The organism is Pseudonocardia autotrophica, from assembly GCF_003945385.1.
GTDB lineage: Bacteria > Actinomycetota > Actinomycetes > Mycobacteriales > Pseudonocardiaceae > Pseudonocardia > Pseudonocardia autotrophica.
The window spans coordinates 5,327,981-5,354,604 of sequence record NZ_AP018920.1 but is presented as its reverse complement, the minus strand read 5'-3'; the positions used below and the strand labels follow the sequence as shown (position 1 = coordinate 5,354,604).

At 71.6% G+C, this 26,624-nt stretch carries 24 protein-coding genes and 1 pseudogene; 16 read left to right on the top strand and 9 right to left on the bottom strand.

What is annotated here, in order from left to right:
- Nucleotide 1: 1 nt before the first annotated feature.
- The 3 genes and pseudogenes from Pdca_RS25035 to Pdca_RS38085 form a co-directional block, all read right to left on the bottom strand.
- Nucleotides 2–988 (bottom strand): PDR/VanB family oxidoreductase, encoded by a 987-nt coding sequence (locus Pdca_RS25035; protein ID WP_085915913.1) that lies wholly within the window; start codon nt 986–988, stop codon nt 2–4.
- Between the two features lie 127 nt (nt 989–1,115).
- On the bottom strand, nt 1,116–1,556 hold the full coding sequence (locus tag Pdca_RS35775; RefSeq protein ID WP_158092316.1) for an MFS transporter: 441 nt from the start codon (nt 1,554–1,556) through the stop codon (nt 1,116–1,118).
- Between the two features lie 46 nt (nt 1,557–1,602).
- Nucleotides 1,603–2,430 (bottom strand): annotated as a pseudogene (locus Pdca_RS38085) (MFS transporter); the annotation flags it as partial.
- Between the two features lie 189 nt (nt 2,431–2,619).
- On the opposite strand from Pdca_RS38085, the gene Pdca_RS25025 reads away from it, so the two are divergent.
- Entirely contained in the window at nt 2,620–3,165 is a 546-nt protein-coding gene (locus Pdca_RS25025; RefSeq protein ID WP_125911546.1) for a TetR/AcrR family transcriptional regulator, read from the top strand.
- A gap of 177 nt (nt 3,166–3,342) precedes the next feature.
- On the top strand, nt 3,343–4,578 hold the full coding sequence (locus tag Pdca_RS25020; protein ID WP_158092315.1) for a cytochrome P450: 1,236 nt from the start codon (nt 3,343–3,345) through the stop codon (nt 4,576–4,578).
- A 95-nt stretch (nt 4,579–4,673) separates the two neighbouring features.
- Here the strand turns inward: Pdca_RS25020 and Pdca_RS25015 are convergent, their stop codons facing one another.
- The 6 genes from Pdca_RS25015 to Pdca_RS24995 form a co-directional block, all read right to left on the bottom strand.
- Nucleotides 4,674–6,440, bottom strand: a complete 1,767-nt coding sequence (locus Pdca_RS25015) for an LLM class flavin-dependent oxidoreductase (RefSeq protein ID WP_085915909.1) — start codon at nt 6,438–6,440, stop codon at nt 4,674–4,676.
- Between the two features lie 40 nt (nt 6,441–6,480).
- On the bottom strand, nt 6,481–6,780 hold the full coding sequence (locus Pdca_RS25010) for a putative quinol monooxygenase (RefSeq protein ID WP_085915908.1): 300 nt from the start codon (nt 6,778–6,780) through the stop codon (nt 6,481–6,483).
- A 197-nt stretch (nt 6,781–6,977) separates the two neighbouring features.
- Nucleotides 6,978–7,052 carry a putative leader peptide gene (locus Pdca_RS38080; RefSeq protein WP_408635073.1) on the bottom strand — a complete coding sequence of 25 codons (75 nt, stop codon included), beginning with the start codon at nt 7,050–7,052 and terminating at the stop codon, nt 6,978–6,980.
- A gap of 100 nt (nt 7,053–7,152) precedes the next feature.
- Complete coding sequence (locus Pdca_RS25005) at nt 7,153–8,037, bottom strand: DMT family transporter (protein ID WP_085915907.1); 885 nt, start codon at nt 8,035–8,037, stop codon at nt 7,153–7,155.
- Nucleotides 8,038–8,279: 242 nt separating this feature from the next.
- On the bottom strand, nt 8,280–8,843 hold the full coding sequence (locus Pdca_RS25000) for a molybdopterin-binding protein (protein ID WP_125911545.1): 564 nt from the start codon (nt 8,841–8,843) through the stop codon (nt 8,280–8,282).
- A 166-nt stretch (nt 8,844–9,009) separates the two neighbouring features.
- The gene (locus Pdca_RS24995; protein ID WP_125911544.1) at nt 9,010–9,882 is read right to left on the bottom strand and encodes an enoyl-CoA hydratase/isomerase family protein; all 873 of its coding nucleotides are present in this window, start codon (nt 9,880–9,882) and stop codon (nt 9,010–9,012) included.
- On the opposite strand from Pdca_RS24995, the gene Pdca_RS24990 reads away from it, so the two are divergent.
- The 14 genes from Pdca_RS24990 (at nt 9,857) to Pdca_RS24925 (ending at nt 26,475) form a co-directional block, all read left to right on the top strand.
- Nucleotides 9,857–10,522 (top strand): GntR family transcriptional regulator, encoded by a 666-nt coding sequence (locus Pdca_RS24990; protein WP_085915904.1) that lies wholly within the window; start codon nt 9,857–9,859, stop codon nt 10,520–10,522. The genes Pdca_RS24995 and Pdca_RS24990 overlap by 26 nt on opposite strands.
- A 108-nt stretch (nt 10,523–10,630) precedes the next feature.
- Nucleotides 10,631–11,782 (top strand): acyl-CoA dehydrogenase family protein, encoded by a 1,152-nt coding sequence (locus tag Pdca_RS24985; protein WP_085915903.1) that lies wholly within the window; start codon nt 10,631–10,633, stop codon nt 11,780–11,782.
- Entirely contained in the window at nt 11,779–13,896 is a 2,118-nt protein-coding gene (locus Pdca_RS24980) for an acetate--CoA ligase family protein (RefSeq protein ID WP_085915902.1), read from the top strand. Before Pdca_RS24985 ends, Pdca_RS24980 begins: the two co-directional genes overlap by 4 nt.
- Nucleotides 13,897–13,910: 14 nt before the next feature.
- Entirely contained in the window at nt 13,911–14,297 is a 387-nt protein-coding gene (locus tag Pdca_RS24975; protein ID WP_197719817.1) for a Zn-ribbon domain-containing OB-fold protein, read from the top strand.
- On the top strand, nt 14,294–15,442 hold the full coding sequence (locus tag Pdca_RS24970; RefSeq protein ID WP_085915901.1) for an acetyl-CoA acetyltransferase: 1,149 nt from the start codon (nt 14,294–14,296) through the stop codon (nt 15,440–15,442). The genes Pdca_RS24975 and Pdca_RS24970 overlap by 4 nt, the downstream gene beginning before the upstream one ends.
- A 36-nt stretch (nt 15,443–15,478) precedes the next feature.
- Entirely contained in the window at nt 15,479–16,396 is a 918-nt protein-coding gene (locus Pdca_RS24965) for an SDR family oxidoreductase (RefSeq protein ID WP_085915900.1), read from the top strand.
- On the top strand, nt 16,393–17,274 hold the full coding sequence (locus tag Pdca_RS24960) for a MaoC/PaaZ C-terminal domain-containing protein (RefSeq protein WP_085915899.1): 882 nt from the start codon (nt 16,393–16,395) through the stop codon (nt 17,272–17,274). Before Pdca_RS24965 ends, Pdca_RS24960 begins: the two co-directional genes overlap by 4 nt.
- Entirely contained in the window at nt 17,267–19,372 is a 2,106-nt protein-coding gene (locus Pdca_RS24955) for an acetate--CoA ligase family protein (RefSeq protein ID WP_085915898.1), read from the top strand. The genes Pdca_RS24960 and Pdca_RS24955 overlap by 8 nt, the downstream gene beginning before the upstream one ends.
- Nucleotides 19,369–20,331 (top strand): NAD(P)H-dependent flavin oxidoreductase, encoded by a 963-nt coding sequence (locus tag Pdca_RS24950; protein ID WP_085915897.1) that lies wholly within the window; start codon nt 19,369–19,371, stop codon nt 20,329–20,331. Before Pdca_RS24955 ends, Pdca_RS24950 begins: the two co-directional genes overlap by 4 nt.
- Nucleotides 20,321–21,094 carry an enoyl-CoA hydratase/isomerase family protein gene (locus Pdca_RS24945; RefSeq protein ID WP_085915896.1) on the top strand — a complete coding sequence of 258 codons (774 nt, stop codon included), beginning with the start codon at nt 20,321–20,323 and terminating at the stop codon, nt 21,092–21,094. The genes Pdca_RS24950 and Pdca_RS24945 overlap by 11 nt, the downstream gene beginning before the upstream one ends.
- A 1-nt stretch (nt 21,095) precedes the next feature.
- Complete coding sequence (locus tag Pdca_RS24940) at nt 21,096–22,277, top strand: MFS transporter (protein WP_085915895.1); 1,182 nt, start codon at nt 21,096–21,098, stop codon at nt 22,275–22,277.
- Between the two features lie 154 nt (nt 22,278–22,431).
- A complete protein-coding gene (locus Pdca_RS24935) occupies nt 22,432–23,568 on the top strand; it encodes an ABC transporter ATP-binding protein (RefSeq protein ID WP_085915894.1) in 1,137 nt (378 codons plus the stop codon).
- A complete protein-coding gene (locus Pdca_RS24930; RefSeq protein ID WP_085915893.1) occupies nt 23,565–25,331 on the top strand; it encodes an ABC transporter permease in 1,767 nt (588 codons plus the stop codon). Before Pdca_RS24935 ends, Pdca_RS24930 begins: the two co-directional genes overlap by 4 nt.
- 1 nt (nt 25,332) lies before the next feature.
- Nucleotides 25,333–26,475, top strand: coding sequence for an ABC transporter substrate-binding protein (locus Pdca_RS24925; RefSeq protein ID WP_085915892.1), 1,143 nt, complete (start codon nt 25,333–25,335; stop codon nt 26,473–26,475).
- Nucleotides 26,476–26,624: the final 149 nt, after the last annotated feature.

The following is a 26,624-nucleotide window of genomic DNA, read 5'->3' as shown; positions in this document are numbered from 1 at the left end:
GTCAGAGATCGAGGGTGAGGTGATTCGATGTCGCCCGGGAAACGCAGGGCATCATGACCTGCCCTTCGGCGCGTTCGGCGTCGTTGAGGATGTCGTCCCGGTGGTCCGGCGTACCGGAGACGACCTTGACCTCACACGTGCCGCAGACCCCGCTGCGGCAGGAGGAGAGGATGTCGATGCCGTGCTCTTCGAGTACGTCGAGCAGCGACGAATCGGGTGCCACGTCCATCGACAGCCGACTTCGGGTGAGGTGGACCGTGAAGCCTGTCGTCGGGGTGATCACCGACGCGCCGGTGAATCGCTCCAGGTGCAGCTCAACACCTCCGGCGTGGTCGGTGAGGGACCGGAGCAGGTCCAGCATCGGAGCCGGGCCGCAGGCGTAGATCGAGACGTCGTCGGTACGGGCCTGCTCCACGATCTCGGCGAGCGGCAGCAGCCCGACCTCGTCCTGCGGGTACAGGTGGACATCACCGCCGAGGCCGGCCAGCTCCTCGGCGAAGGTCATGTTCTCCCGGGAGCGCCCGCCGTAATGCAGGACCCAGCCGGTGTCGCGCGCCCGCAGCGCCTGCACCATGGACAGGATCGGGGTGACCCCGATGCCACCGGCCACCAGAACGCTCCGGGCAGAAGGATCCGCCAGCTCGAAGGTGTTCCGCAGGCCCACGGCCCGGACCCGGCTGCCGGTACGCACGGTGTCATGCAGGTACTCCGACCCACCACGCCCGTTCGGTTCTCGCAGCACTGCGATCCGGTAGCTCGCCCGATGCGCCGGGTCTCCGCACAGTGAGTACTGCCGGATCATCCCGTTGCCGAGCTCCACGTCGACGTGCGCCCCCGCCTCCCACGCCGGAAGGTCACGGCCGTCGGGATCGACGAGCTCGAGTTCGAGGACATCGGGTGTGAGCCGCCGGAGCGCCGACACCTCGAGGTCCAGTGCGTTCCCGGCGAGCGCGACATCGCCGTGTCCTGCCTGGTCGTGCCGTGTCATGAAGCCTCCGCTCCCCATCCGGACGCGAGTGCCGTCGCGTCCCTGCTGTACGGGCGATCCCCGCCCGGACGTCGCCGAGCGCAACGACGGAGTTGTGATCCGGCTGTGGACCGGCTGGTTCCCGGGGTCATCGGTGCAGGTCCTTCCCCTTCGTCTCCGGGGCCGAGTAGAGAACGACGACCGCCAGGAGCGACATGACGGCGACGTAAGCGACGAAGGCCTGATCCCAACCCGCGACGTGCAGCCACTGCTGTAGATAGGGCGCCGTTCCCGCGAAGACGACCGCGGCAAGGGAGTAGGGAAGGACGATCCCCGAGGCCCGAACCCCGGTCGGGAAGTACTCGGCGAGTACGGCGGGATAGACCGACCCGAGGAACGCGAAGACGACGAGAGCTGTCGACATCGCCAGCCAGAACCCCCAGACCGACCCCGACGTGGCGAGATCGAACAGCGGCCAGGACAGCACCGCCGCGGATACCCCGAAGATGAGCACGACCGGCCGGCGACCGATCCGGTCCGACAGCCATCCCGCACACGGAAGCGCGAGCAGGCCCCACCGTGAATGCACCGACGCTCGCCCACAGGGCGGCCTCCGGTTCGAGCCCTCCGGCGCTGATGCTCCAGGTCGATGCCCCGATCGCCCATGTGTAGTAGAAGACGCCGACCGCTCCGCCCAGGATGAAGACCCGAAGCCCGCCCTTCCAATTCGCGCGCAAACCGCCCAGCAAGCTCGGTGCTGCACCGTCGGGCTTCGACTCGGCCATCGAGGTGAAGGCATCGCTCTCACTCATGTTTCTCCGCAGGACGAGCGTGAACAGGCCTGCCACGGCGCCGATGGCGAAGGGGATCCGCCAACCCCACTCGTACATCGCACCGTCGGGCAGTGCGCTGCTGAGCAGGGCACCGAGCGCCGACGCTATGACGATCGCGGCCGTTCCGGAGGTGAAGATCGAGCTCGCCCAGAGCCCTCGACGGTGCTGCGGGGCGACCTCCGCCACGTAGGCGTAGGCGGCCGCCACCTCACCGGTGTGAGCGGCCCCCTGCAGGAGCCGGGCGAGCAGCACGATCACTGCAGCCCATACGCCGACCTGCTCGAACGTCGGGACGACCGCGATCATCGCCATGCCGACCGAGGCGCATGAGATGGCCACGATGAGGGAGATCTTCCGGCCCCGGCGATCGGCGAGCCAGCCGAAGAAGACGGCGCCGATCGGGCGGATGACGAAGCCGACCGCGAACACCCCCAGCGAGGCCAGCAGTGCGGCCGCCGGATCGGCCGGGTTGAAGATCTGTTGAGCGAAGAAGGGGGCCAGGACGGCGTAGATCGTCCAGTCGAACCACTCGAGTGCATTACCGAGGGCAACGCCCAGCAGGTTCTTCCGCTGCCGCCGTTGCTCTCCGGGCCCTGCAGGTCTCGATGTCTCGCGGAGGGATTCGGGCATGGGCGGGACCTCCTTGTCCACTGCTCGATCTGGGTTGCGGGTTCGCGTTCGACGGTTCACCGCCACCGAGTGCACGGTGGCCGGTGGGATAGGCTCCGGTGGTCCGTCGGAGGGGGAGACGTGACGCGGGACGTCCGGGCAGCACTCTCGGCGCAGAGGCCGGCGGATGTGCGACGGCCGAGCAGGCAGGTGTACGACCGGGTCGTCGCTGCCTCGGCGCAGCTCTTCGACCAGGGCGGCTACTTCGCTCTCACCGTCGACGCGCTCGTCGTGCTCTCCGGGGTCAGCAAGAAGACCGTTTACCGGTGGTGGAACAACCGTGCCGAGGTCGCGCTGGACGTGATCGGCGAGGTCTACGGGCCGCCCCCGGGGGTACCGGGCGATGGCAGTGCGCTGGACCGCCTCCTGTCCTATGTGGTTGCCGAAGCTCGTTACGTGGGTGGACCGGCGGGCCCGGTTCTCGCGGGCCTGCTGGCGGATTGTCAGCAGCGGCCGGCCCAGCTCGCGACCGTGCGCGACCGCTTTCTCGCCGGCCCGCGGAGTACCGTGCGCGCACTCGTGGCCGACGCCGTCGACGAGGGGGTCATCGCCGCCGACTCGGATCTCGATGTCGTGACGTCGATGTTGCTCGACCCGATCTACCACGCCCTGCTCACAGGGGAGGGTCCCGCGGGGCCCGACGCAGCCGCCGCGCGCATCCGCCATCTCCTCGTCGGGGTCCGCCGCGAGTCCTGATACCGGATGTCCGTGCGCTGGTGTCTCGGCGCCCGACCCGGGGCGTCGATCCGTGTCGGAATCGTAGATTATTCATCGATGCAGTCAGCAGTCAAGGAGTTTCTGCTGATCAAGATGGTAGACGCGCCGTGTCGTCTGCGCTTACGGTCGAGGTGTAGCCGCCGACGGAGGTGGTACGTGATCGACTCACAGGAGAGCGAAATGGCCCTCGAGCAGTGTCCTGCCCAGGCGACGCCGAGTGCCGGCGGGAGCGGATCCGGCCGGACAGGTTTCGATCCCTACGACCCGGAGTTCACCGAGCCGCGGATCTGGGACGTGTACGAGCAGCTGCGGGAGGACGGCCCGGCCGGGTACTCGCCGGACCGCGGTGGGTTCTGGACGATCACCGACTACGCCCACGTCCGGTCCGCGCTCCGCGATCCACGGACCTTCTCCTCCGCCTCCGGACACCGGATTCCGACCGACGGGACCCAGTGCGCGATCCCGATCGACTACGACGGAGCGGAGCACCGGGCCTACCGCGGTGTGATGATGCGGGCCGTCACTCCCGAGCGGGTCCGGCATCTGCAACCTTTCCTGGGGAGGCTGATCGGCTCGCTGGTCGGCGATTTCCGGGAACGGGGAGGCGGCGACTTCGTCGCCGAGGTCGCGCTGCCGTTACCCCTGCAGGTGCTCACGGAGGTGATCGGTTTCGCCGAGTCCACCGTTGTCCGGCTCCGCGCGCTCACCGAGCAGATGTGGGGGGTGATCACCGAGGTCGATTTCCGCGAGGCGCACAGCGGTGTCCACGAACTGATGCTCGTCGAGATCGAGGAGCACCGAGCGACGCGTCCGGACGACTTCGTCACCAGTCTGCTCGACGCGGAGGTCGAGGGTCGCCCACTCGACGACGACGAGCGGGCCCGGATCCTCGTCACGTTCGCGGTGGCAGGGCACGAGACCACGATGAATGCCGCGAGTTCGCTGGTCTACCTGCTGGCGACACACCCGGAGCAGCAGGATCGATTGCGCGCGGACGCGGAGCTCGCGCCGCGGCTGATCGAGGAGATGCTGCGGCTGCGGAGTCCGGCGCAGAACTTCGCCCGCAGGACCACCCGGGAGGTGGACATCGCCGGAACAACCGTTCCCGACGGCGCCGGCGTACTGCTGTCGTTCGCCGCGGCGAACCGGGATCCGGAGCGGTTCAGCGATCCCGAGATCTTCGATCCTGACCGAGACACCCGCGGTCACCTGGCATTCGGTTGGGGCGTCCACCAGTGCATCGGTGCCACCTTGGCCCGGACCGAGCTGCGTGTCCTGCTGGACTCGCTGCGAGACCATCCCCCGTTCGCCATCGACGGCGATGTCGTGTGGAGCAGCCTGGAGGGGGGCAACCACCTCGGCCTCAAGCGCCTCCCGCTCCGTTTCGGGTAGCTCGGCCCGGGCTCTCGTGGGTCGCAGTCGTCCGGCCGCTCCGGTGTCACCGTGGCCGGGCGGGTCTCTCGCTCCGCCCGGCCGCGCCGAACCCGTTAGCCGGAGCTCGTCTGCTTCACCGCGAGCAGATCGACCTGCCGGATCTTCGGCGGCTCGGCGAGCAGCTCCTGCTGACGGACCCGCAGGGACTTCACGATCTCGCCGTGGATGTGGGCCTCGCGGTCCTGCTGGCCGGGGAAGGTGTCGTAGATCCCGAACGTGTCGTCGTCGACGCGGTAGGCGTACCAGGTCGTCGTCCCGGTCTCCTGCTGGGCGTGGGCCTGCATCTCCCGCAGCCAGTCGGCGAGCTCCTCGCGCTTCTCGGGCTTCGCCCGCAGCGTCACGACCAGGCCGACCCGGCGGGGCACGGTCTCGACCGAGCCGTCGGTACCCACCTCGGTCGTCGTCCGTGGCGCCGGCGACACCCGCTCCGGTGCCCCCGGGCGGAACGCGGCACCGGGATGGTCGTCGCGCAGGCGATCGCGGCCCAGCAGGCGCGAACGGATCGTCGTGTGTCCGGCCGCGTCGGGGTCCTCCGGGATCATCCCGCGGCGGCGCAGCTCCGGCGTGATCAGGTCGCGGAAGTCCTCGAAGGTCCCGAAGTTGGTGACCCGGGCGATGTTGAACCCGTCGACGTCGGCGACGTCGATCCACTCCTGCATGTGGTCGACCACGGTCTGTGGGGAGCCGACGACGCTCGCGCTCATCCCTCCGACACACAGCCACTCGGCCAGGCGCCGCGGCGTCCACACCAGCTCGCTGTCGACCCGGGTCAGCATGTCGCTGAACGCGCGGATCCCGTCGCCCTGGAACTGCTCCAGCGGCGCGTCCGGGTCGGCACCCTGCAGGTCGATCCCGGTCCACCCGCCCCACAGGGCCAGGGCCGCGTCGACCTGGGCGCTGCCCTGGATCTGCGCGAGCTTCTCCTGCGCCTCCTCGTCGGTGGGCGCCACGATGGGCGTCAACATGATCAGGACCTTGAGGCTGCGCGGGTCACGTCCCTGTTCGGCGGCCATCATCCGGTACTGGTCGACCAGGGTGCGGGTGTCCTGGGGATTGACCCCGATCAGGAAGACGGCCTCGGAGTGCGTGGAGGCGAACCGCCGCCCACGGGCCGAGGCCCCGGCCTGGAACAGGAACGGGGTGCGCTGCGGCGACGGCTCGCTCAGGTGTGCGCCGGGCACCGAGTAGTACTTGCCCTTGTGTGCGATGTCGTGGACCTTCGCCGGATCGGTGTAGATCCCGCGCTGGTGGTCCCGGACGACCGCGTCCTCCTCCCAGGAGGACTCCCAGAGCTTGTAGCAGACCTCCATGAACTCGTCGGCCATCTCGTAGCGCTCGTCGTGCTCGATCTGGCGCTCCAGACCCAGGTTGACGGCCGCGGACTGCTGGTAGGAGGTGACGATGTTCCACGCGACCCGGCCCTTGGTGAGGTGGTCGAGCGTGGTCATCGTCTTCGCGAACTTGTAGGGCAGCTCGTAGGTCAACGACACCGTGGCGCCGAAGCCGATCCGCTTGGTCGCCGCCGACATCGCCGGGATGGTCACCAGCGGGTCACCGACCGGGGCCTGGGCCGCGGTGCGCAGTGCGGCGTCGCGGTTGCCGCCGTAGATGTCGTAGAAGCCGAGCACGTCGGCGATGAACAGGGCGTCGAAGCCCGCCTCCTCGAGCAGCTGGGCGAGCTGGACCCAGTACTCGATGTCGGTGTACTGGTGGGTCCGGTCGCCGGGGAGGAGCCACATCCCCGGGTTCTGATGCACCACGCAGTGCATGTCGAACGCACTCAGGATGATGTCGCCCTTGCCGGGCCGCTCGTCGGTCATGTCGTCACTCCGATGCCGTCGGGGGGTCAGTGGTGCGGCGTCAGCCGGCGGCCTTGGCAGCGATGATGTCGACCTTCCGGACGGTGGGCGGACCGGCCAGGAACTCGCCCGCAGCGCCCTGCAGCGCCGTCGCGACCTCGCCGGACAGGTGCGCGTCACGTGCCGCCTCGTCGGGGAACGTGTCGTAGATGCCGAACAGCGAGTCGGTGATCCGGTAGGAGTACCAGGTGGTCGTGCCCGGCTCGCCCAACACCGGGGTGAGGCTGTCCCGGAGGAACTGGGCCAGATCCTCCTGGCGGCCGTCCTTGGCCTCGAGTGTGACCTGCAAGCCGTAGCTCATCGTGGTGAAACCACCTTCGCGGTGTTGGGGCCCGGCGCCACTCGGCCGGCCGGGTTTCTCGTGGACGTCGCGAGAGGGGAGTGCCCCGCAGTCCTGCGAGAACGGGTACTCGACCAGTAGGGATGTCGTGGGCATCGGCCGCGGGCGTCACTGCGCACGGGGCCGCACGTCCGAGGACGCGCTTCGGTCGACGCCGGTCAGTGCGGCAGACAGAGCGCCGCGGCGACGCGGCAGAGGTCGACGGCTCGCCGTCGGGTCAGTCCGTAACGCACAACCGGCACCCTAGACGACCCATCGGCGTCCGACCGGGGGTGTGATCAGCCGCGGGAAAGTCGTACGACCCCGTTCGACCCGGGTGAGCTGTCCGCGGAGTCAGCGGTTCCGTAACGCGGTGACCGCGCCGAGGATCAGCACGACCCCGGCGACACCGTGCGCCGGCAGTGACTCCCCGAGCAGCAGTACGGCCAGTACCGCGGCCGTCGCCGGTTCCAGCAGTGTCGCGACGGCGGCGGTGCCGGCTGACGCGGTGCGCAGGCCGGCGTAGAGCAGGAGGTAGCCGCCCGCCATCGTGACGACGCCGAGATAACCGAGCGCCAGCAGCGAGTCCGGCGCGCTGGTCATGACCGGTCCGGTGAGCACGGCGAGTGGCAGCAGGCCGAGCGCGCCCACGGTGGTCGTCGCCGTGGTCAGGGCCAGTGGTGCGATCCGCGGAGCGGCGTGCCGTCCCACCACGGTGACGGCGGCGTAGGTGAGCCCGGACGTGATGGCGAGCAGCACCCCGGCCGTCGGTGCGGTACCGGTCCGGGCGTCGACGGTCGACACCAGCACGAGCCCGGCGAGGGCGACGGCGATCGTCGCGAGCCCGCCGGGCGACGGCGTCCGGCGGGTTCGCAGGGCCTCCCATGCCGTGACGGCGACCGGCGCGAGACTGATCGCGACGACGGTGGACACCGCGGCGCCGGCCAGCGGGATCGAGGCGAACCACAGTGCTTGGTAGGCGGCGACCCCGAGCCCGATGACGACGACCGGTACCGGGCTGGTCCGCACGGCGGCGAGCACCGCGGTCGTGACGCCGGTCGCGACGGCGAACATGCCGAGGACGACTGCGGCCACCGCGATCCGCCACATGCTGACGGCGAGCGGGGGCAGGTCGCCGACCGCGGCGAACGCGACGGGTGCGGTGCCCCAGAGGGCACCGGCGGAACAGACCTGAAGGACCCCGGCCCGCGAGCGGACAGGGGTGGATGACGAGAACAACGAGGGGCTCCTGCGCGGCAGAGGTGACGGGCGGGCGCACCGGAGCACGGGAGATCGACCGGCCGCACCTCACGCGCGGTCGGTGGTGCCGGCTCCGGTCAGGAGCGCGGCGGGGGAAGGACGAGAAGCCCGATCACGGCGACGACAGTAGCGTGTGCGAACCGTCCGGTCGCCGGGTTTCGCCGAGCGCGCAGCACCCGCTCAGCAGTCGGTCGTGAGCCGGGCCGCGACCGCTCGGTGGATCACCCGGCGATCCGGACCACCCGCAGCTCGACCAGGTCGCTCACGTAGCGGCCGCCCTTCACATCACCCGGCACGGCGAGCCGCGGACGCTCCAGGGCCTTCCCGTCCTCGGTCAGCGCGACGAGCAGGCCCCGGTTGCCGAAGTCGGGGGAGACCTCGCCGTAGGAGACGAGCGCGCGGTAGGCGTCCTCGCCGACGGCCAGTACGCCGAACGACAACAGGTCGTTCTTCGCGTCGGTGGTCGCGAGCGCATCGGGTGGGAGCACCTCGGTGAGCCCGACGCCGGTGAGGGTGCGTTCCTGCGGGCCCTGGCCGCTCTCGTAGCGCACCTCGATCGTCGTCTGCGGCAACGCCGCGAGATCGGAGCGGGTCCACGTGCGCGGCTCCCGGACGTCGCCGGAGACGACGACGTCGCCGGCCGGCGGCACGGGCGGCGCGGACGTCGCGGGCGGCGCGGACGTCGATGTCAGTGCGACGGAGGTCGCCGCCGGTGCGGATCCGCAGCCGCCGAGCAGCGCGAGCATCGCGACGAGCACCGGCAGCAGGACGCGCATGTGAGACATGCGCCGACTCTAGGCTCTGATCCTGCGATGCGGAACTGTTCGCTATTTCGATCCGCATGTGCGGATGGTCTTCGCGAATGCGCGGTGCGAACGCCGACCAGGACTCGACCGGCGGAACAGGTCACGGGTGTGCCACCCGGAGGCGGCGGCGAGCGTCTCGATGAGGTCAGCGAAATCGCGGGTCACGACGTTCGGCGAAGGCCAGGCGGCCTTCGGCGGCGTCCGCGCCGTGCCCGGCGAGCGCCACGGCCATCCGCTCGGACGCGAGGAACGACGACAGATCCGCCGTGGATGACGTCATGAGGCGTTTCGTGACCGCGTTCGACTCCCGCGGCCCGGCCGCGAGCCGTGCCGCGAGATCGCGGGCTCTCCCGGTAGAGGTGGAGGGCTCGACGACCTCGCTCACGAGGCCCGCGTCGAAAGCGGCGTCGGCGGGCAGCCGGTCGCCGAGCAGCAGGTGACGTGCTGCTCGCTGCGGTCCCAGTCGTCGCGACAGGTGGTAGGCCGCGCCGCCGTCGGCGGCGAGGCCGCGCTCGGCGAACGGGGCGGCGAAGAAGGCGTCTTCGGCGGCAACGACGAGATCGCAGGCCAGGACCAGGCCCCAGGACACACCCACGGCGTAGCCCTCGACGGCGGCGATCACCACCATGTCGGAGCGGCGGATGTGTTCGATCAGGTCGTGGATCAGCGCGAGCCGGCCGGCGGCGCCGAACAGGCCGTCGCTCGCGGACGGCATCGAACCGACGTCACCACCTGCGGAGAAGAACGAGTCCCCGCCGGTGAGGACGACCGCTGCGTCCCCTCGCCGTTCCGCGTCGCGGAACCCGGAAGCGAGACCCTCCACCAATGCGTGATCGATCGCGTTCCTCCGGTGCGGCCGATTCAGTCGCAGGACCGAGATTCCCGCATCGACCTCGGTCACGACAACATCTCCGTGCGTCATGGCCACACCGTAAGCAGCCCTGAGCTGGTGCTCCTCCATAACCTCCCTCGAAGGTTTGTACGATCCGACCATGTACGGGATCGAGCGTGGCTCCACGCCGACCGAGTCCGGCAAGGGGTTCGCCCTCTACATCCAGCTCCGTGACGACGTGGTGAACGGCAGGTACCCGCCCGGTACCCGGCTGTCCGAGTCCTCGCTGGGGCGGGAGTACGGGGTGAGCCGGACGCCGATCCGGGAGGCGATCGCCCGCCTCGAGCACGACGGTCTGCTGCTGCGCCAGGGGGCGTACGCGAGCGTGCGGACGCGCTCGGCGGAAGAGGTGATCGACATCTACCGGATCCGGGTGATCCTGGAGAAGGCGATCGCCCACGACGCGGCCCTGCGCCGGCGCGAGACCGATCTGATCCAGCTCCACCGAGCATTCGACGCGGAGGCCGACGTCGACCGGTCCGATGCCGAAGCCGTCGCGGCGGCCAACCGGGAGTTCCATTCGGCGCTCGCGCTGGCAGCACACAACGAGCCGCTCCTGGAGCTCCAGTACCGGCTGACCCTGCAGATCTCGATCATCTCGGGCACCACGCTCTCCCAGGCCGGCCGCTGGGAGCAGGCGCGCAGCGAGCATGCCGGGATCATCGCCGCGGTCGAGGCGCAGGACCCGGACTCGGCGGGGGCGGCGGCCGAGATGCACATGACCTCGGCGCGCGCCATCCGGCTGCGGATGCTCGGCAACGGCTGACGCCGCGGCTCGGCCGATCCGGCGGAATCGACCCGGGCACCGCCTCTTGCTCAGTCTGTCGACAGCTGTATACAGTCGACGACAGTCAACTGCGCAAGGAGGCAGCCGGTGGATTTCACGCTGAGCCAGGAGCAGGAGCAGCTCGCCGAGAGCGTTCGCGGGTTCGCGCGACGACAGCTCGCCGACCGGGCGCTCGAGCGCGCCCACGACCCGAACTTCCCCTGGGACCTGGCCCGCGAGCTGGCGGCACAGTCGCTGCTCGGGCTCACGATCCCGGAGAGCGACGGCGGCCAGGGGGCGGGGCTCCTCGACGCGGTCGTCGCCATCCAGGAACTCGCGATGGTCTGCCCGACCGCCGCCGACGTCGTCCAGGCCGGCAACTTCGGAGCGATCCGCACGCTCGCCGAGTACGCCGACGAGGACCAGAAGAAGCGCTTCCTGCCCGATCTCCTCGCCGGCGACGCGCTGATCGCGCTGGGCATGTCGGAGTCGGAGGCCGGCTCGGCGGTGACCGATCTGCAGACCTCGGTCACCGCGGACGGTGACGGGTACCGGATCAACGGGCGCAAGCTCTGGTCGACCCACAGCACCGACGCGACGGTCTACCTCGTCTACGCCCGCTTCGGTCCGGGTACCGGGGGAATCGGCTCGGTCCTGGTGGAGCGGGACCGGCCGGGTCTCACGGTCGGGCCGCCGTCGCTCTACATGAGCGGCGAGCAGTGGTCCGAGCTCGTCTTCGACGACTGCTGGATCCCCGCCGGGAACGTGCTGCTGGGTGCGGGCGGGTTCAAGAAGCAGATCAGTGGATTCAACGTCGAGCGGATCGGCAACGCGTCCCGCGCGCTCGCCCTGGGCCGGCACGCCTACACCGTCGCCCGGGAGCACGTGCTGACCCGGGAGCAGTTCGGCCGTCCGCTGTGCGAGTTCCAGGGCGTGCAGTGGAAGTTCGCCGAGATGGCGACCAAACTCGAGGCCGCCCAGCTGATGCTCTACCGGGCGGCCCACAACGCCGACCGCGGTCTGCCCTCGGCGCAGGAGACCTCGATGGCCAAACTGGCCGCGAACACCGCCGGGTTCGAGGTCGCGAACGAGGCCGTCCAGCTGATGGGCGCGATGGGGTACAGCAGCGAGAGCCTGGTCGAGTACTGCTTCCGCCGCACCCGTGGGTGGATGATCGCCGGGGGCTCGCTGGAGATCCTCAAGAACCGCATCGCCGAGGGCGTCTTCGGTCGCCGGTTCGACCAGAGGCCGCCCCGGTGACCCGTGGCGCGGCGGTCGCTGCCGCCGGGGTCCCGGCACGGTCGGCGCTCGCCAGGAACCTGTTCGCACCGCGCCGGATCGCACTGGTCGGTGCGACGGACCGGGTCGGCCGGGCCGCCGCGAGGCCGTTGCGCTTCCTGCACGAGCACGGCTACCGGGGCACCGTGTATCCGGTCAACGCCCGGCGTGACCAGGTCGGCGGACACCGGGCCTGGCCCTCGCTGCGCGCGCTGCCCGAGGTCCCCGACCACGCCTTCCTGATGGTGCCCCCCGAGGCGACCGTCGCAGCGGTGCGCGAGTGCGCTGAGCTGGGCGTGCCGCTGGCCACCGTCCTGTCCGGCGGCTTCGGCGAGGCGGGCGAGACCGGCCGGGAGCTCGAGCGGGAGCTGCTCGACTGCGCACGGGCCGGCGGGGTCCGGCTGCTCGGGCCGAACAGCCTCGGCCTGGCCGACCTGCGCAGCGGGTTGAGGCTCACCGGCAACGCCGCCTTCGCCGAGGCCGACCTGCCCACCGGCGGGACGGTCGTGGCCTCCCAGTCGGGCAGCATGATCGGGGCGTTGCTGTCGCGGGGCAAGGCGCGCGGCATCGGGTTCGCCTCGCTGGTCTCGGTCGGCTCGGAGCTCGACCTGGGCATCGGCGAGATCCTGGACTCGGTCGTCGACGATCCGGAGGTGACGGGCTTCGCCCTGTTCCTCGAGACGATCCGGCATCCCGGGGCGTTGTCCGCCTTCGCCTGCCGCGCGGCCGGGCTCGGGAAGCCGGTCATTGCCTACAAGCTGGGCAGATCCGCCGAGGCGGCCGAGCTCGCGGTCTCGCACACCGGTGCGCTGGCGGGGGAGGACGACGTCGCCGATGCCTTCCTGCGCGAGCACGGCATCGCCCGGGTGTCCACACTGGATGGGTTGATCGAGTCCGGTCCGCTGGCCGCCGCGACCGCGTTCCCGGACACCCGCCGAGCCCCCCGGGTCGCCGTCGTCACGACGACCGGTGGCGGCGCGGCCATGGTCGTCGACCAGCTGGCGCTGGCCGGGGTCGAGGCCGGGACCCCGTCGGTGGAGACGTTCGGCCGGCTCGCGGCCGCGGGCGTCGAGGTCGCCGAGGGCCGGATCGTGGACCTGACCCTCGCGGGCACCCGCCCCGAGGTGATGTCCCCGGCCCTGGAGGTGCTCTCCACCGCGCCCGAGTTCGACATGGTGGTCGCGGTGATCGGGTCGTCCGCACGCTTCGACCCGGAGCTCGCGGTACACCCGGTCGTCGAGGCCGCGGGACACGGTCGCATCGCGGTCTTCGTGGTCCCCGAGGCCCCGGAGGCGTTGCGGTTGCTGACCGACTCCGGGGTTCCCGCGTTCCGCAGCCCGGAGTCCTGCGCCGACGTCGTCGCCGCCGTGCTGCGGCGCAGGGCCCCCGGTCCGGTCCGGCCCGGTCCGCGGGCCGACGCCGCGACCGCCGGGGCGGTGAGCCTGAGCGAGGCCCGCTCCTACGATCTGCTCGACACCGTCGGCTTCCCCAGGGCGCCGTTCCTCGAGCACGACGTCGTGCGCCCGGCCGTCCCACCGCCGTTCGGCTTCCCGGTGGTGGTGAAGGTCGACGACGCGTCGCTGGAGCACAAGTCCGACGTGGGCGGGGTCGTCCTCGGCGTTGCGGGGCCCGACGAGCTGGCGGCGGCGATCGAGCGGGTGCGCACCGCGGTACCGCAGCGCGCCCCGGGGCACACGGTGTCCTCGGTGCTCGTCCAGCCGATGGCCCGGGGTCTGGGTGAGGTGCTGGTCGGCTACCGGGTGGACCCGCACGTCGGCCCGATCGTCATGGTCGCGGCCGGGGGCAGGCTGGCCGAGCTGCTCGGCGACCGCGCCGTCCGGCTCGCGCCGGTGACACCGGAGGTCGCCCGGGAGATGCTCGGCGAGGTCCGGTCGCTGGAGGCACTACGCGGGTTCCGCGGGGACGAGCGCGGAGACCTGGCGGCGCTCGCCGACGCCGTGGTGTCGCTGTCGCAGCTGGCCGCCCGCCCGGAGGTGGCCGAGGCCGAGGTCAACCCGGTGCTCGTGCAGGCCGAGGGCGAGGGTGTCGTCGCGGTCGACGCCCTGGTCCGTGTCTACGACGACCGCATCCGGTAGTGAGGAGGACGACCGTGGAACACCAGGAACTGCACGAGCCCGCCACCGTCTCTCCACTGGAGACGTACCGGCAGTACGCCCGGCAGGGCCGGCTCGCCTACCAGTACAGCCCGGCGGCCGGGGCGCCCGTGTTCTACCCGCGGCTGGTCTGCCCGACGACCGGCAGCACCGAGCTGGAGTGGCGGGTCAGCTCCGGCGCCGGCGTCGTGTACTCGACGACGACCGTCGCGGACCCCGCCGGCGCGTACGACGTCTCCCTGATCGAGCTCGAGGAGGGCTTCCGGATGATGAGCCGGGTCGTCGGCGTCGAACCGGACGAGGTGCGGATCGGGATGGCCGTCCAGGTCGCATTCGACGAACACCCGGATGCTCCGCTCGCGGTCTTCGAGGCCCGGCCGTGAGCGGCACGCGGGGGTCGGTGGCGATCGCCGGGGTCGCCGAGTCGGACCTGGGGAAGGTCGCACCCGGGCTCACCCCGACCGACCTGATGGCGCAGGGCGTCCTGCGCGCCCTGGACGACTGCGGTCTGCGCCTGGCCGACGTCGACGGGCTGTTCGCCGCCGCGACCCAGGTACGGATGCCGACCCTGGCACTCGCCGAGTACCTCGGGGTGCGGCCGCGCTACAGCGACTCCAGCTATCTCGGCGGCGCGTCGTTCCCGTCGCTCCTCGCGCATGCGCAGCAGGCGATCGAGGCGGGCATGTGCGAGGTGGCGGTGATCGCCTACGGCTCGACCGCGCGCTCGGACCGCGGGAAGTTCAGCACCCAGCGCGACGTCGTCCCGTACGAGGACCCCTACCGGCCGCGGCTGCCGGTGACCGGGTACGCGCTGGCCGCGGCCCGGCACATGCACGAGTTCGGCACCCGCCGTGAGGACCTCGCCGAGATCGCCGTCGCCGCCCGCGAGTGGGCCCGGCTCAACCCGAAGGCGTGGAGCCGGGACCCGCTCACGGTGGACGACGTGCTGGCGTCGAAGCCGGTGAGCTCGCCGCTGACCGTGCGCGACTGCTGCCTGGTCACCGACGGCGGGGGAGCGCTGGTGGTGGTCGGCGCCGAGCGGGCGGCCGACCTGCGCCGGCGGCCGGTCTACGTGCTCGGCACCGGCGAGGCCCAGGAACACCAGGCCATCTCCACCATGCCCGACCTCACCGAGACCGCGGCCGCACGGTCCGGGGCGCAGGCCTACGCAATGGCCGGGGTCCGGCCGTCGGACATCGATGTCGCCCAGCTCTACGACGCGTTCACGATCACCACCCTGCTGTTCCTCGAGGACCTCGGGTTCTGCCCGAAGGGGTCGGGCGGGGAGTTCGTGCGGGACGGGGGGATCGCCCCGGGTGGGCGGCTGCCGGTCAACACCGGCGGCGGCGGGCTCTCCTACTGCCATCCCGGGATGTTCGGCCTGCTGCTGATGATCGAGGCGGTCCGGCAGCTCCGCGGCGAGTGCGGCGAACGACAGGTGGGCGGCGCCGAGCTGGCGGTCGCCCATGCCAACGGCGGCGTGCTCGCCGCCCAGACGACAACGGTCCTCGGCACCTCCCGGGACTGACCCCGGCACACACCGACACGACACGAAGGACAGACGATGGGACTTCTCGACGACAAGGTGGTCGTGGTCACCGGAGCCGGCGGCGGCATCGGTGAGGCCGTGGCCGTGGGCCTCGCGGCCGAGGGCGCGGCGGTGGTGGTGAACGACGTCGGCGCCAGCCTGCGCGGCGAGGGCACCGACACCTCGCCCGCCGACGCCGTGGTCGCCCGGATCCGGGAGCAGGGCGGCCGGGCGGTGTCCAACTCGGACAGCGTGGCCGAGGCCGACTCCGCCCAGCGGATCGTCGACACCGCGGTGACCGAGTTCGGCCGGCTCGACGGTGTGGTCAACAGCGCGGGCATCCTGCGCGACACCATCTTCCACAAGATGGACGTCGCCGATTTCCGCTCCGTCCTCGATGTGCACCTGTTCGGCGCGTTCCACGTCAGCCGGGCGGCCGCTCCGATCTTCCGGGAGCAGAACGGCGGCTCGCTGGTGCACATGACGTCGACCTCCGGGTTGATCGGCGCGCTCGGCCAGGCGAACTACGCGGCCGCGAAGATGGGCATCGTCGGACTCTCCCGGTCCATCGCGCTGGACATGCAGCGCTACGGCGTGCGGTCGAACTGCATCGCCCCGCACGCGTTCAGCCGCATGATCGAGAGCGTCCCCGGCGCCAACGAGGAGGAGCGGGCGGCCGCGCTGGAGAAGCGCCGCCGGGTCACCCGCCCCGACCAGATCGCGCCACTCGTGGCGTTCCTCTGCTCGGACGCGGCGAGCGGTGTGAGCGGGCAGATCTTCGGGGCCCGCGGCAACGAGATCTACCTCTACGACCAGCCCCGCCCGGTCCGCACCCTGCACAACGGCGACGAGTGGACCCCGAAGAGCCTGGCCGATGTCCTGCCCGGCGCGTTCGGGCCGAGCCTCACCCCGCTGGAGCGGACCAAGGACGTGTTCGGCTGGGAGCCGATGTGAGCGTCGAGACCGCTACCCCGCTCGACGTCGACGCGCTCGAGGCACTGGAGCTCCCCGAGCGCTTCCAGGACTACACCGAGCAGACCTCGGCGCTGTACGCGCTCGGCATCGGCTTCGGGGCGGACCCGCTCGACCCGCAGGAGCTGCGCTACGTCTACGAGAAGGACATGCGGACCGTCCCGACGATGGCCGCGGTCCTGTGCCACCCCGGCCGGTGGGCCGCCGACCCGCGCACGGGCATCACCACCGCCAAGGTGGTGCACGGCGAGCAACGCACCACGGTGCACGCCCCGCTCCCGGCCGCCGGCCGGGTCCGGGGGACCGCCCGGATCGCGGGGGTCGAGGACAAGGGACCGGGCCGCGGCGCGCTCGTCCACCTCGAACGGACCCTGCACGACGCCGCGACCGGCACCCCGTTGGTCACGATCCTGCACACCTCATTCTGCCGCGCCGACGGCGGCGCGGGCCGGGGCTTCGGGATCCGGCCGCAGCGGGCCGCGGTCCCCGACCGTGCCCCGGATGCCGTCGCGGTCGAGCACGTGCGGCCGGACGCCGCGCTGCTCTACCGGCTCAACGCCGACCTCAACCCGCTGCACGTCGACCCGGACGTCGCGCGCGCCGCGGGGTTCGACCGCCCGATCCTGCACGGCATGTGCACCTACGGGCTGGCCCTGCACGCGATCACCCGGACGGTCCTCGGCGGCGACGTCACCCCGCTGCGCTCCTTCGACGCCCGCTTCAGCGGGACCGTCCTGCCCGGCGAGACGCTGGCGGTGGAGATCTGGCGCGAGCCCGGAGCGCTCGCCTTCCGGGCCCGGGTCCCCGCCCGCAACACGATCGTGCTCGACAACGGACGCGCGGAGGTTTCCGATGACTGAGCCGAACGGCCTGTCGACCCTGCTGAACCCGAAGAGCATCGCCGTCGTCGGGGCCTCCGACGACGTGTCCAGGATTCGCGGCAAGCTGCTACGGACCCTGCTGCTCGCCGGCTTCACCGGCGACGTCCACCCGGTCAACCCGAGCCACGCGCGCGTCCAGGGGCTGACCGCCTATCCCGACCTGCACGCGATCGGGCAGCAGGTGGACCTGGTCATGGTCGGCGTCCCGGCAGCGTCGGTGATGGCGGTGCTCGAGGACGCGGCGGCGATCGGCGCGGGCGCGGCGATCGTGCACTCCGCGGCCGAACCCGACCCGCAGGTCCCCGGCGGGACCCTGGTCGCCGACATCGCCGCGTTCGTCGCCCGCACCGGGATGCGCGTGCTCGGGCCCAACGCCGAGGGGATCTGGAACGTCCTCGACCGGGTGGGGGCGAACTTCGCCCCGGTGCTCGACCCGGCCGTCATGGTGCAGGAGCCGGTCGACGACCGCACCGACCGGATCAGCATCGTCTCGCAGAGCGGTGCGCTCGGGTTCGCGCTCTACGCCCAGGGCGTGCAGAACGGGCTGGCGTTCCGGCACGTCGTGACGACCGGCAACGAGGCCGACATCGAGACCCTGGAGGTCGTCGACCACCTGGTCGCCGCGGGCGACTCGGCCGCGATCGTGTTGTTCCTCGAAGGACTCGACCGGCCCGACCGGTTCGCCTCCGTCGCGGCGTCCGCGGCCGATGCCGGGGTGCCGCTGATCGTGATGAAGGTCGGCAGCTCCGAAGCGGGCGCCCGGGCCGCGGTCTCGCACACCGCCCACCTGGCCGGTTCCGACACCGCCTACGACGCGCTGTTCGAGCGCTACGGGGTGCTGCGGGTCGCCGACCCGGAGGAGCTGATGGCGGTGGCCGGTGTGCTGTCCGCGCGCCGCGAACCGGCCGGGACGAACGTCGCGATCATCACCACCACCGGCGGCGCCGGCGGCTGGGCGTCCGACCTGTGCGGCGAGGCCGGCCTGGCCGTCCCGCCGCTCGGCGACGACCTGCGCGCCGAGCTGGCCGGCGTCGTGCCCTCCTACGGATCGACGGCGAACCCGGTCGACGTCACGGCCGCGGCGATCGAGGGAGCCGGGGAGAACCTGGTGACGATCCTCGAGGCCGTCGACCGGGACCCGGACCTGCACGCCGCGATCGTCATGCTGAACATGATCTCCCCGGACCGGGTGGCCAGGCTCGAGCCGTTCCTGCGGCCGCTGCTGGAGCGGATCCGGATCCCGGTCGTGTTCCACTCGCCGAGCCCGCCCGCGCCGGAGAACGTCCGCGCGCTCGGCGCGATGGGGGCGCCGTACGCGGGCATCCGCGGCGCGGCGAAGGGGATCGCCGCCGCCGTCCGGTACCGCCGGTTCCGCGACCGCTGGGTCCGGCCCGTCCCGGCGCCGCCCGGTGCGGGCGGCGACCTCGCCGCACTGCTGGCGCGCCACGGCGTGCCGACGCCACCGGAGGCGGTGGTGCACGACGCCGACGGGGCCGTCGCCGTCGCGCAGGAGCACGGTTACCCGGTCGCGCTCAAGGTGGTCTCGCCGGACCTGCCGCACAAGACCGAGGCCGGCGCGCTGGCGCTCGGTCTCGCCGACGCCGGTGAGGTCCGCGCGGCGCACGACCGGATCCTGGCCTCCGCCCGCGCCTACGACCCCGCGGCCCGGATCGACGGCGTGCTGGTCCAGCGGATGATGCCGCCGGGCCGTGAGCTCGTCGTCGGGATGGTCCGCGACCCCGACTTCGGCCCGCTGCTGATGCTGGGCTTCGGCGGCGTCTACGTCGACGTGCTGCGCGACGTCGCCTTCGCTCCGGCCCCGGTGTCCGCGGCGGACGCGCAGCGGATGGTCGACCGGCTCCGGGGCGCGGCGATCCTGCGCGGTATCCGGGGCGAGGCCGGCTCCGACGTCGATGCACTCGTCCGCCTGCTCGTGGCGGTGTCGTCGATCATCGAGGACGCGGGCCCGGGGCTGCGCGAGCTGGATCTGAACCCGGTGATCGTCTACCCGGAGGGTTGTGTCGCCGTCGACACGCTCGCGGTGTTCACCCCGGCGGCCGAGGAGGAAACCGGATGACCGAGCCACTCGCGCAGGACCTGCGGCTGCCCGTCGTCTGTGCCCCGATGTTCATCGTCTCCGGGGTGGAGCTCGCACTGGCTCAGTGCCGGGCCGGCGTCGTCGGTTCGTTCCCGGCGCTCAACGCGCGCCCCGCCGACGAGCTGCCCCGCTGGCTCGACCGGATGGAGGCGGGGCTGGCCGAGGAGCCGGGTGCCGCTCCCTACGCGGTCAACCTCGTCGCGCACGGCAGCAACTCGCGGTTCGAGCAGGACGCGCAGGTGTGCGTCGACCACCGGGTGCCCCTGCTGCTCACGAGCCTGCACCCGCCGGGCGACCTGGTCCAGGCCGCGCACGCCTACGGCGGCCGGGTGTTCCACGACGTCACCACCGTCCGGCACGCAGAGAAGGCCGCCGAGCAGGGTGTCGACGGGCTGGTGCTGGTGTGTGCCGGCGCCGGCGGGCACACCGGGCTGCTCAGCCCGTTCGCGTTCCTGCCCGAGGTCCGGAAGTTCTTCTCCGGCACGATCGTGCTCGCCGGGGCGATCACCACCGGGCACGCCGTCGCGGCGGCGCGCACCCTCGGGGCGGACCTGGCCTACCTGGGCACCCGCTTCATCGCGACGACGGAGGCGAACGCCGTGCCCCGGTACAAGGAGATGATCGTGGAGTCCGGAGCGGCCGAGATCGTGCACACGTCCTACTTCAGTGGCCTGGGCGCCAATTACCTCGAGCGCAGCATCACCGCCTCCGGGATCGACATCGAACAGGTGCGGGCCGCGGGCACCCGCGGTACCGGCTACCGCTCCGGTGGGCGGCACGAGGTGAAGGCCTGGCGCGACGTCTGGGGCGCGGGCCAGGGGGTCGGGTCCATCGACGGGGTGGCCGACACCGCGGACGTGGTGGCGGTGCTCGCCGCCGAATACGAGCAGGCGCTGGCCGCTTCCCGGCCGGTCGCGGAGGTGCACCGTGCCGGTTGAGATCGGCCGTGACGGCGGGCTGGCCCGGATCCGCTTCGACAACCCGGCCACGCTCAACGCGCTGAGCCCGGAGGAGCGCGCCGAGCTCGCCGGGCAGTTCGCCGCGCTGCGCCATGACGACGCCGTCCGCGCCGTGCTGCTCGCCGGCGCGGGCACGGCCTTCTGTTCGGGCGCCGACGTCGGCCGGATGGGGGAGAACGACCTGCCGGCGGCCCGGACCCGTATGCAGCGTGGCGTGCACCCCCTGGTCACGAACCTGAGCGCGATCGAGAAGCCGGTGATCTCGGCCGTGCGCGGGGTCGCCGCCGGCATCGGCTGGGGGATGGCGCTGGCGTCGGACTTCGTGATCGCCTCGGAGAACGCCCGCTTCAGCTTCGTCTTCGTCAAGCGCGGGCTGGTGCCCGACGGCGGTGCCCTCTACCTGCTGACCCGGCACATCGGGACGATGCGGGCGAAGGAGATCGTCTACACCGGACGGACGGTGCCCGCGGCCGAGGCGCTGGAGCTCGGCCTGGTCACCCGCGTCGTCCCGGACGACGAGCTGGAGAACGCGACCGCCGAACTCGCGGCGTCGATGGCCGAGGGCCCCACCAGGGCACTCGGATTCGCCAAGCGGCTGTTCGCGAACGCGACCGGGCCGGGGCTGGAGCAGTACCTCGAACTCGAGGCGCTCATGCAGCCCCAGCTCAACCAGAGCGACGACTACCGCGAGGGGGTGGCGGCCTTCCGGGAGAAACGCCCGCCCCGGTTCATCGGCCGCTGACGTGGGCGCAGATCCGGGGCTCGGCCGGTGGTACCGGCTGCTCCTCGTCGCCGGGGCGTCCGGCCAGGCGACCGCGTTCGGGATCCGGCCGATCATCAGCTATCACGTGCTCGACGTCGGTGGTGATGCCGTCGCCGTCGGGCTGGTCGCAGCGGGCTTCTCGGTTCTGCCGTTCCTCGCGGCCGTTCCGGTCGGCCGCTGGGTGGATCGCAGTGGGGAGCGGACGGCGGGCGTCGCCGGGGCGCTGCTGATAGCCGGCTGCACGGCGGCGATGGTCGCCACGACCGAGATCTGGCAGATCCTCGTCGCCAACGCGCTCTTCGGCCTGGGGCACCTGATGATCCTGGTCGGCCAGCAGGCGGTGCCGGCGACCCGCGGGCTGGGGCGGCGGGAGCGCGACCGGGTCTACGCGACCTACACGGTCTCCAACTCGGTCGGGCAGATGATCGGCCCGGTGCTGGTGTCGTCGCTGGTGGTGACCACGGTGACCGCCACCGGGGCCCCGCTCCGTGACCTGGCTCCCGCGTTGTGGGCCGGCGTGGCACTGGCGCTGTTCACCGCCGTGGTGACTGCGTGCGTGCCGCAACGGCGCGCGGCCGGCGAAGCCACCGGAACTCCCGACCCGATGCTCTCGATCCTGCGCCGGCCGGGGATGTGGCAGGCCATGGTGGCGGGTATCGGGACGGTGGTGGCCACCGATCTGCTGCTCGTGTACCTGCCGGTGTGGGCCGACGAGCGGGGTGCGCCGGCCTTCTTCCTGGGTGCGCTGCTGGCCCTGCGCGCCGCCACCGGGATCGCCGTCCGGCTCGCCGCCGGACGGCTGGTCGAGCGCTTCGGCTACACCCGGCTGATCGCGGTGAGCTCGGCCTGCGCGGCGCTGTGTTTCGTGGCGCTGCCCCTCGGTGGTCCCGTGGTCGCGGTCGTCGCCGTCGGGGTGATGGGGGGCGCGCTCGGGCTCACCCAGCCCCTGACGCTGTCCTGGGTGGTGACGCTGACCGCCCCGGGACAGCACGGAGCCGCCATGGGACTGCGGATGAGCGGTAACCGGCTCGCCCAGATGCTCGTGCCGTTCGGAGCCTCGGCGCTGGTGGTCTGGGGCGGGACGGCAGGCGTGTTCGGTCTGATCGCCGTGCTGCTCGGCACGGCGAGCGCCACGGCCGCCCGAGCGAGCGACCCGTCATGAGCTGCACGAACAGGATTCCGTGGAATCGCTCTGTACCTGTATACAGCTGTCGACTACTGTACTTCGAGATCTGGCTCACGCATGTCAACGACGACAGGATCCGATCCACTGCGGCCGGCACGGCTGCTCGTGGGGGTCCCGGAAAGGTGAACCGATGAGGGTCCTGCTCTCCGGATTGGAACTGGCCTACGGCGACGTCGTCGCCGTACGAAATCTCGACCTGGAGATCGAGAACGGTGAATCGGTCGTCCTCCTGGGCACGTCGGGCTGCGGGAAAACCAGCACGATGCGCTGCATCGCCGGGCTCGAGGAGCCGACCGGGGGAACGATCACGATCGGCGACCGGGTCGTGTACGACCACGCGACCCGCCGCAACGTGCCGGCGTACAAGCGCAACGTCGGAATGGTCTTCCAGTCCTACGCGGTCTGGCCGCACCGCACGGTGCTGGAGAACGTGAGCTTCCCGCTGGAGATCAAGAAGCTCTCCCGGGCCGAGGTCCGCACGCGGGCTATGGAGGTCCTGGAGCTGGTCGGGCTGGGCGCCTACGCCGAGCGCGGCGCCAGCATGCTCAGCGGTGGGCAGATGCAGCGGGTGGCGCTGGCCCGGTCGATGGCGATGGAGCCGAGCGTGCTGCTGCTCGACGAGCCGCTGTCCAACCTGGACGCCCGGTTGCGCGACGACCTGCGGATGGAGCTGCGGCGGATCCAGGTCGAGCGGGGCCTCACCTCGATGTACGTGACGCACGACCAGAGCGAGGCGCTCGCGCTGGCGGACCGGATCGCGATCATGGAAGGCGGCCGGATCACCCAGCTGGCGACGCCCCGTGAGCTCTTCACCGCGCCGCGCACCGCGTCCATCGCGCGCTTCCTGGGGATGGGCAACGTCTTCGGCGTGCAGAGCTCCGACGCCTCCGGCCGGCACGTGCTGGCCGGGCCCGGGCTCACCGTCGCCGCGGAGGGTCGTCCCGCCGGTACCGGGGCGCACAGCGCCTGCTTCCGGCCGGAGGACGTGGTGATCGAGCCGGCCGGGTCCGGCGGGGCGCCCGAGACGAACTCCTGGAACGGCACCGTGCGGATGTCGGTCTACCAGGGCACCACCGTGCGCTGTCAGATCGAGCTCGACGGCGGATACCTGGTCGAGGCGTCCTGCGACAGCGAGACCGCGGGATCGAGGCACGCGATCGGCGAGCCGGTCCGGGTCCGGGTGGCCCCGGAGCGGGTCCGGATCCTGCCGGACGAGATCGGCGCGGACGCGCCGGCGCCTGCGATGCCGAAGGCGGCCGTGGCATGACCGTCTCGCCCCCCAGGGCCGACCGGCCCGTCGAGGCTCCGCCCGACCCCGCGCGCCGGACCGGCCGGCCCGCTCGCCGGCACTCCGGCTGGAAGGCGAGCGGGCCGCTGCTGGCGATCCTCGCGTTCCTCATCCTCATCCCCGCCGGTCTGGTGCTGTTCGGCGCCTTCAGCGTCGACGTCCCGCGTCCGGGGAGCATCGGACTCGACCTGACGCTGGAGAACTTCGCGGTACTGGCCGAGCCGGAGATCCGTCAGGCGTCGCTCAACTCGTTGATCATCGCGACCGGAGCCTCGCTCCTCGCGGTGCTGCTCGGCGCGGGCGTCGCGTTCCTCGCGGCCCGTACCGACGTGCCGGCCCGGCCGTTCGTCTACCTGGTCGGCCTGACCCCGATGTTCCTGCCGTCCTACGTCGGCGCGCTCGCCTGGTCGATGCTCGGCAGCCCCGGGGCCGGACTGCTGAACATCCTCTTCCGGGACCTCGGGATCGGCCTCGAGGTCAATCTCTACTCGCTCGGCGGCCTGGTGTTCGTGATGGGGATGTACTACGCCCCGTACGCGTTCCTGCTGGTCCATGCGTCGATGTCGATGATGAACCCGGACCTGGAGGAGGCCGCGGTCGTGCACGGCGGCACGCACCGCCGGATGGTCCGCTCGGTCACCGTGCCACTGGCCCTGCCGGCGATCCTCGGCTCGGCGCTGCTGGTGTTCGTGCTGGTGTTCGAGAACTTCCCGGTGGCCCAGGTGCTTGCGAGCCCGGGCTCGATCGACACCATCCCGACCTACATCTACCGGATGATGAACACCTACCCGTCGCGCGGGAACGAGGCCGCCGCGCTGGCGGTCGTCCTGGTGGCGGTCGTGCTGATCGTGACCTGGCTGCAGCGGCGCGCGCTGGCCAAGCGGTCCTACACCACGGTGTCGGGCAAGGGAGTCAAGGCGGGCCGGATCCGGCTCGGCGGGTGGCGGTGGCCGGCGTTCGGCATCGCGGCGGTGTACTTCGCGCTCGCCGTCGTGCTGCCGCTGCTCGCGCTGGCGCTCACCTCGGTGCGCCGCTCGCCCTACATCGGGTCGTTGTCCGAGCTGTTCGAGGAGGGGGCGCTCGACCTGAGCGCCTACGGGGCCGGAACGCTCGGATCGTTCTCGTTCTGGTCCATCGTCGGCAACAGCGTCCTGGTGGCTGTCGGCGCCGCGGCGTTCGGCACGATCCTGTCGTTCCTCGTCGCCTACGTCGTGTACCGCACGAGGGCCCGGGGCCGGGGGGCGCTGGAGGGCATCTCGATGACGCCCCTGGCGGTACCCGCGATCGTCCTCGGCATGGGCCTGCTGTGGACCTGGCTGATGATGCCGGTCCAGCTCTACGGCACGTTGTGGGTGCTCGTCGTCGCCTTCGTGGCGGTGCAGATGCCGCAGGGTCTGCGCAGCGTGGCCGCGTCGATCCAGTCGACCGACCGTGACCTCGAGGACGCGGCGGTCCTGCTCGGTGCGCGACGCCGGCGGGCGATCACGGCCGTCACCGTCCCGCTCATGCGGACCGCGCTCTCGGCGACCTTCCTGCTGCTGCTCATGCTCAGCATGCGCGAGCTCACGGTGCCGCTGTTCCTCTACACCAACGACACGAAGATCCTCTCGATCGCGATCTTCGACCAGTTCGAGAACGGCGGTGCGCTGCACGTCGCGGCCGCGATGAGCCTTCTCTACTGCCTGATCATGTTCGTGCTGTCGTACCTGCCCCGGCGCTTCGGAAAGGGTCTCGGTGAGTGAGATGGGACTGAGTGGGACGGCGCGGCGACGACGCGGTCGCAGCGCGCGTACGGGGCTGGCGGCACTGCTCGCCGTGGTCGTCCTCGGCGGGTGCGCCGCCGAGGCGAGCGGGACGGACGACCTCCTGCCGGTCCCGGCCCGGGACACCTCGGACGGCCTCGTGATCGCCGGGGAGACGATCGCGGACCGCGAGCTGTACGAGGCGGCCCGGGACAGCAGCGTGAGCATCTTCAGCGGGATGGGTTTCGAGACCGAGGACCTGACCGTCCGCCGGTTCCGCGAGGAGACCGGCATCGACGCGGAGTTCATCCGGATGCCGTCCAACAAGCTGCTCGAACGCGTGCTCAGTGAGGCCGGGGCGGACCGGCTGTCGGTCGACATCGTCCGCACCACCGACACCAAGGCGACGGACACGCTCGCCGAGGCCGGTGTGCTCGTCCCCTACCGGACCCCGTTCGACGAGGAGCTGCGGGCCAACGGGGTCGTGTTCGACGACGGGCGTTACATCTCGAGCTTCTACTCGCTCTACGCCTTCGCCTACAACACCCGAGTCGTTCCGCCGGAGGAGGCGCCGACCGAGTGGGCCGACCTGCTCCAGCCCCGCTACCGCAACGCGATCGGCACCGTCCAGATCGGTGCGGGCAGCTACAACATGGCGCTCTCGGACCTGCTCGTCCAGACCTTCGGAGAGGACTACCTCCGCCGGCTGGGGGAGCAGGGCCCGATCGTCTACGACAGCGTGGCGGTGGAGATGGAAGCTCTGAGCCGCGGTGAGATCGCCGCCGCGACCGTCGGGCTGAACAACGGCATCGCGCTGCCGCGATCCGGGGCGCCGATCAAGATGGTGATCCCGGACTCGGGGGCGTCGGCGGCCTACACCCCGCTCGCCCTGACCACCCGCGGCGCCGACAACCCGGCGGCGCAGGTGTTCATGAACTGGCAGATGTCGCGCTCGGGCCAGGAGTTCGCCGCCGCGCAGGGTTTCGTCCCGGCCCGCACGTCCCTCGGGGCGCAGAAGGCGGGCGAGTTCGACCTGCCGATGCCGGGGGATCCGGGATTCCTGCTGATGACCCAGCAGGACCGGGCGGAGCGGGAGAAGGACGTCCGGAAGCTCTGGCGAGAGGTCTTCGACTACTCGGGCTGATCCCTGGTCGAGGCCGCGACGGTCGTCCGGTGGCCGTGTGGGCCACGGGGCGCGTCCTGGACCTGGGAGTCGGTGCCGGACCGACGGCGTAGCCGCGCCGGAGCTCTCCGACGACGTCCGGATCGAACGTATCGATGGCCGGGCCGGGC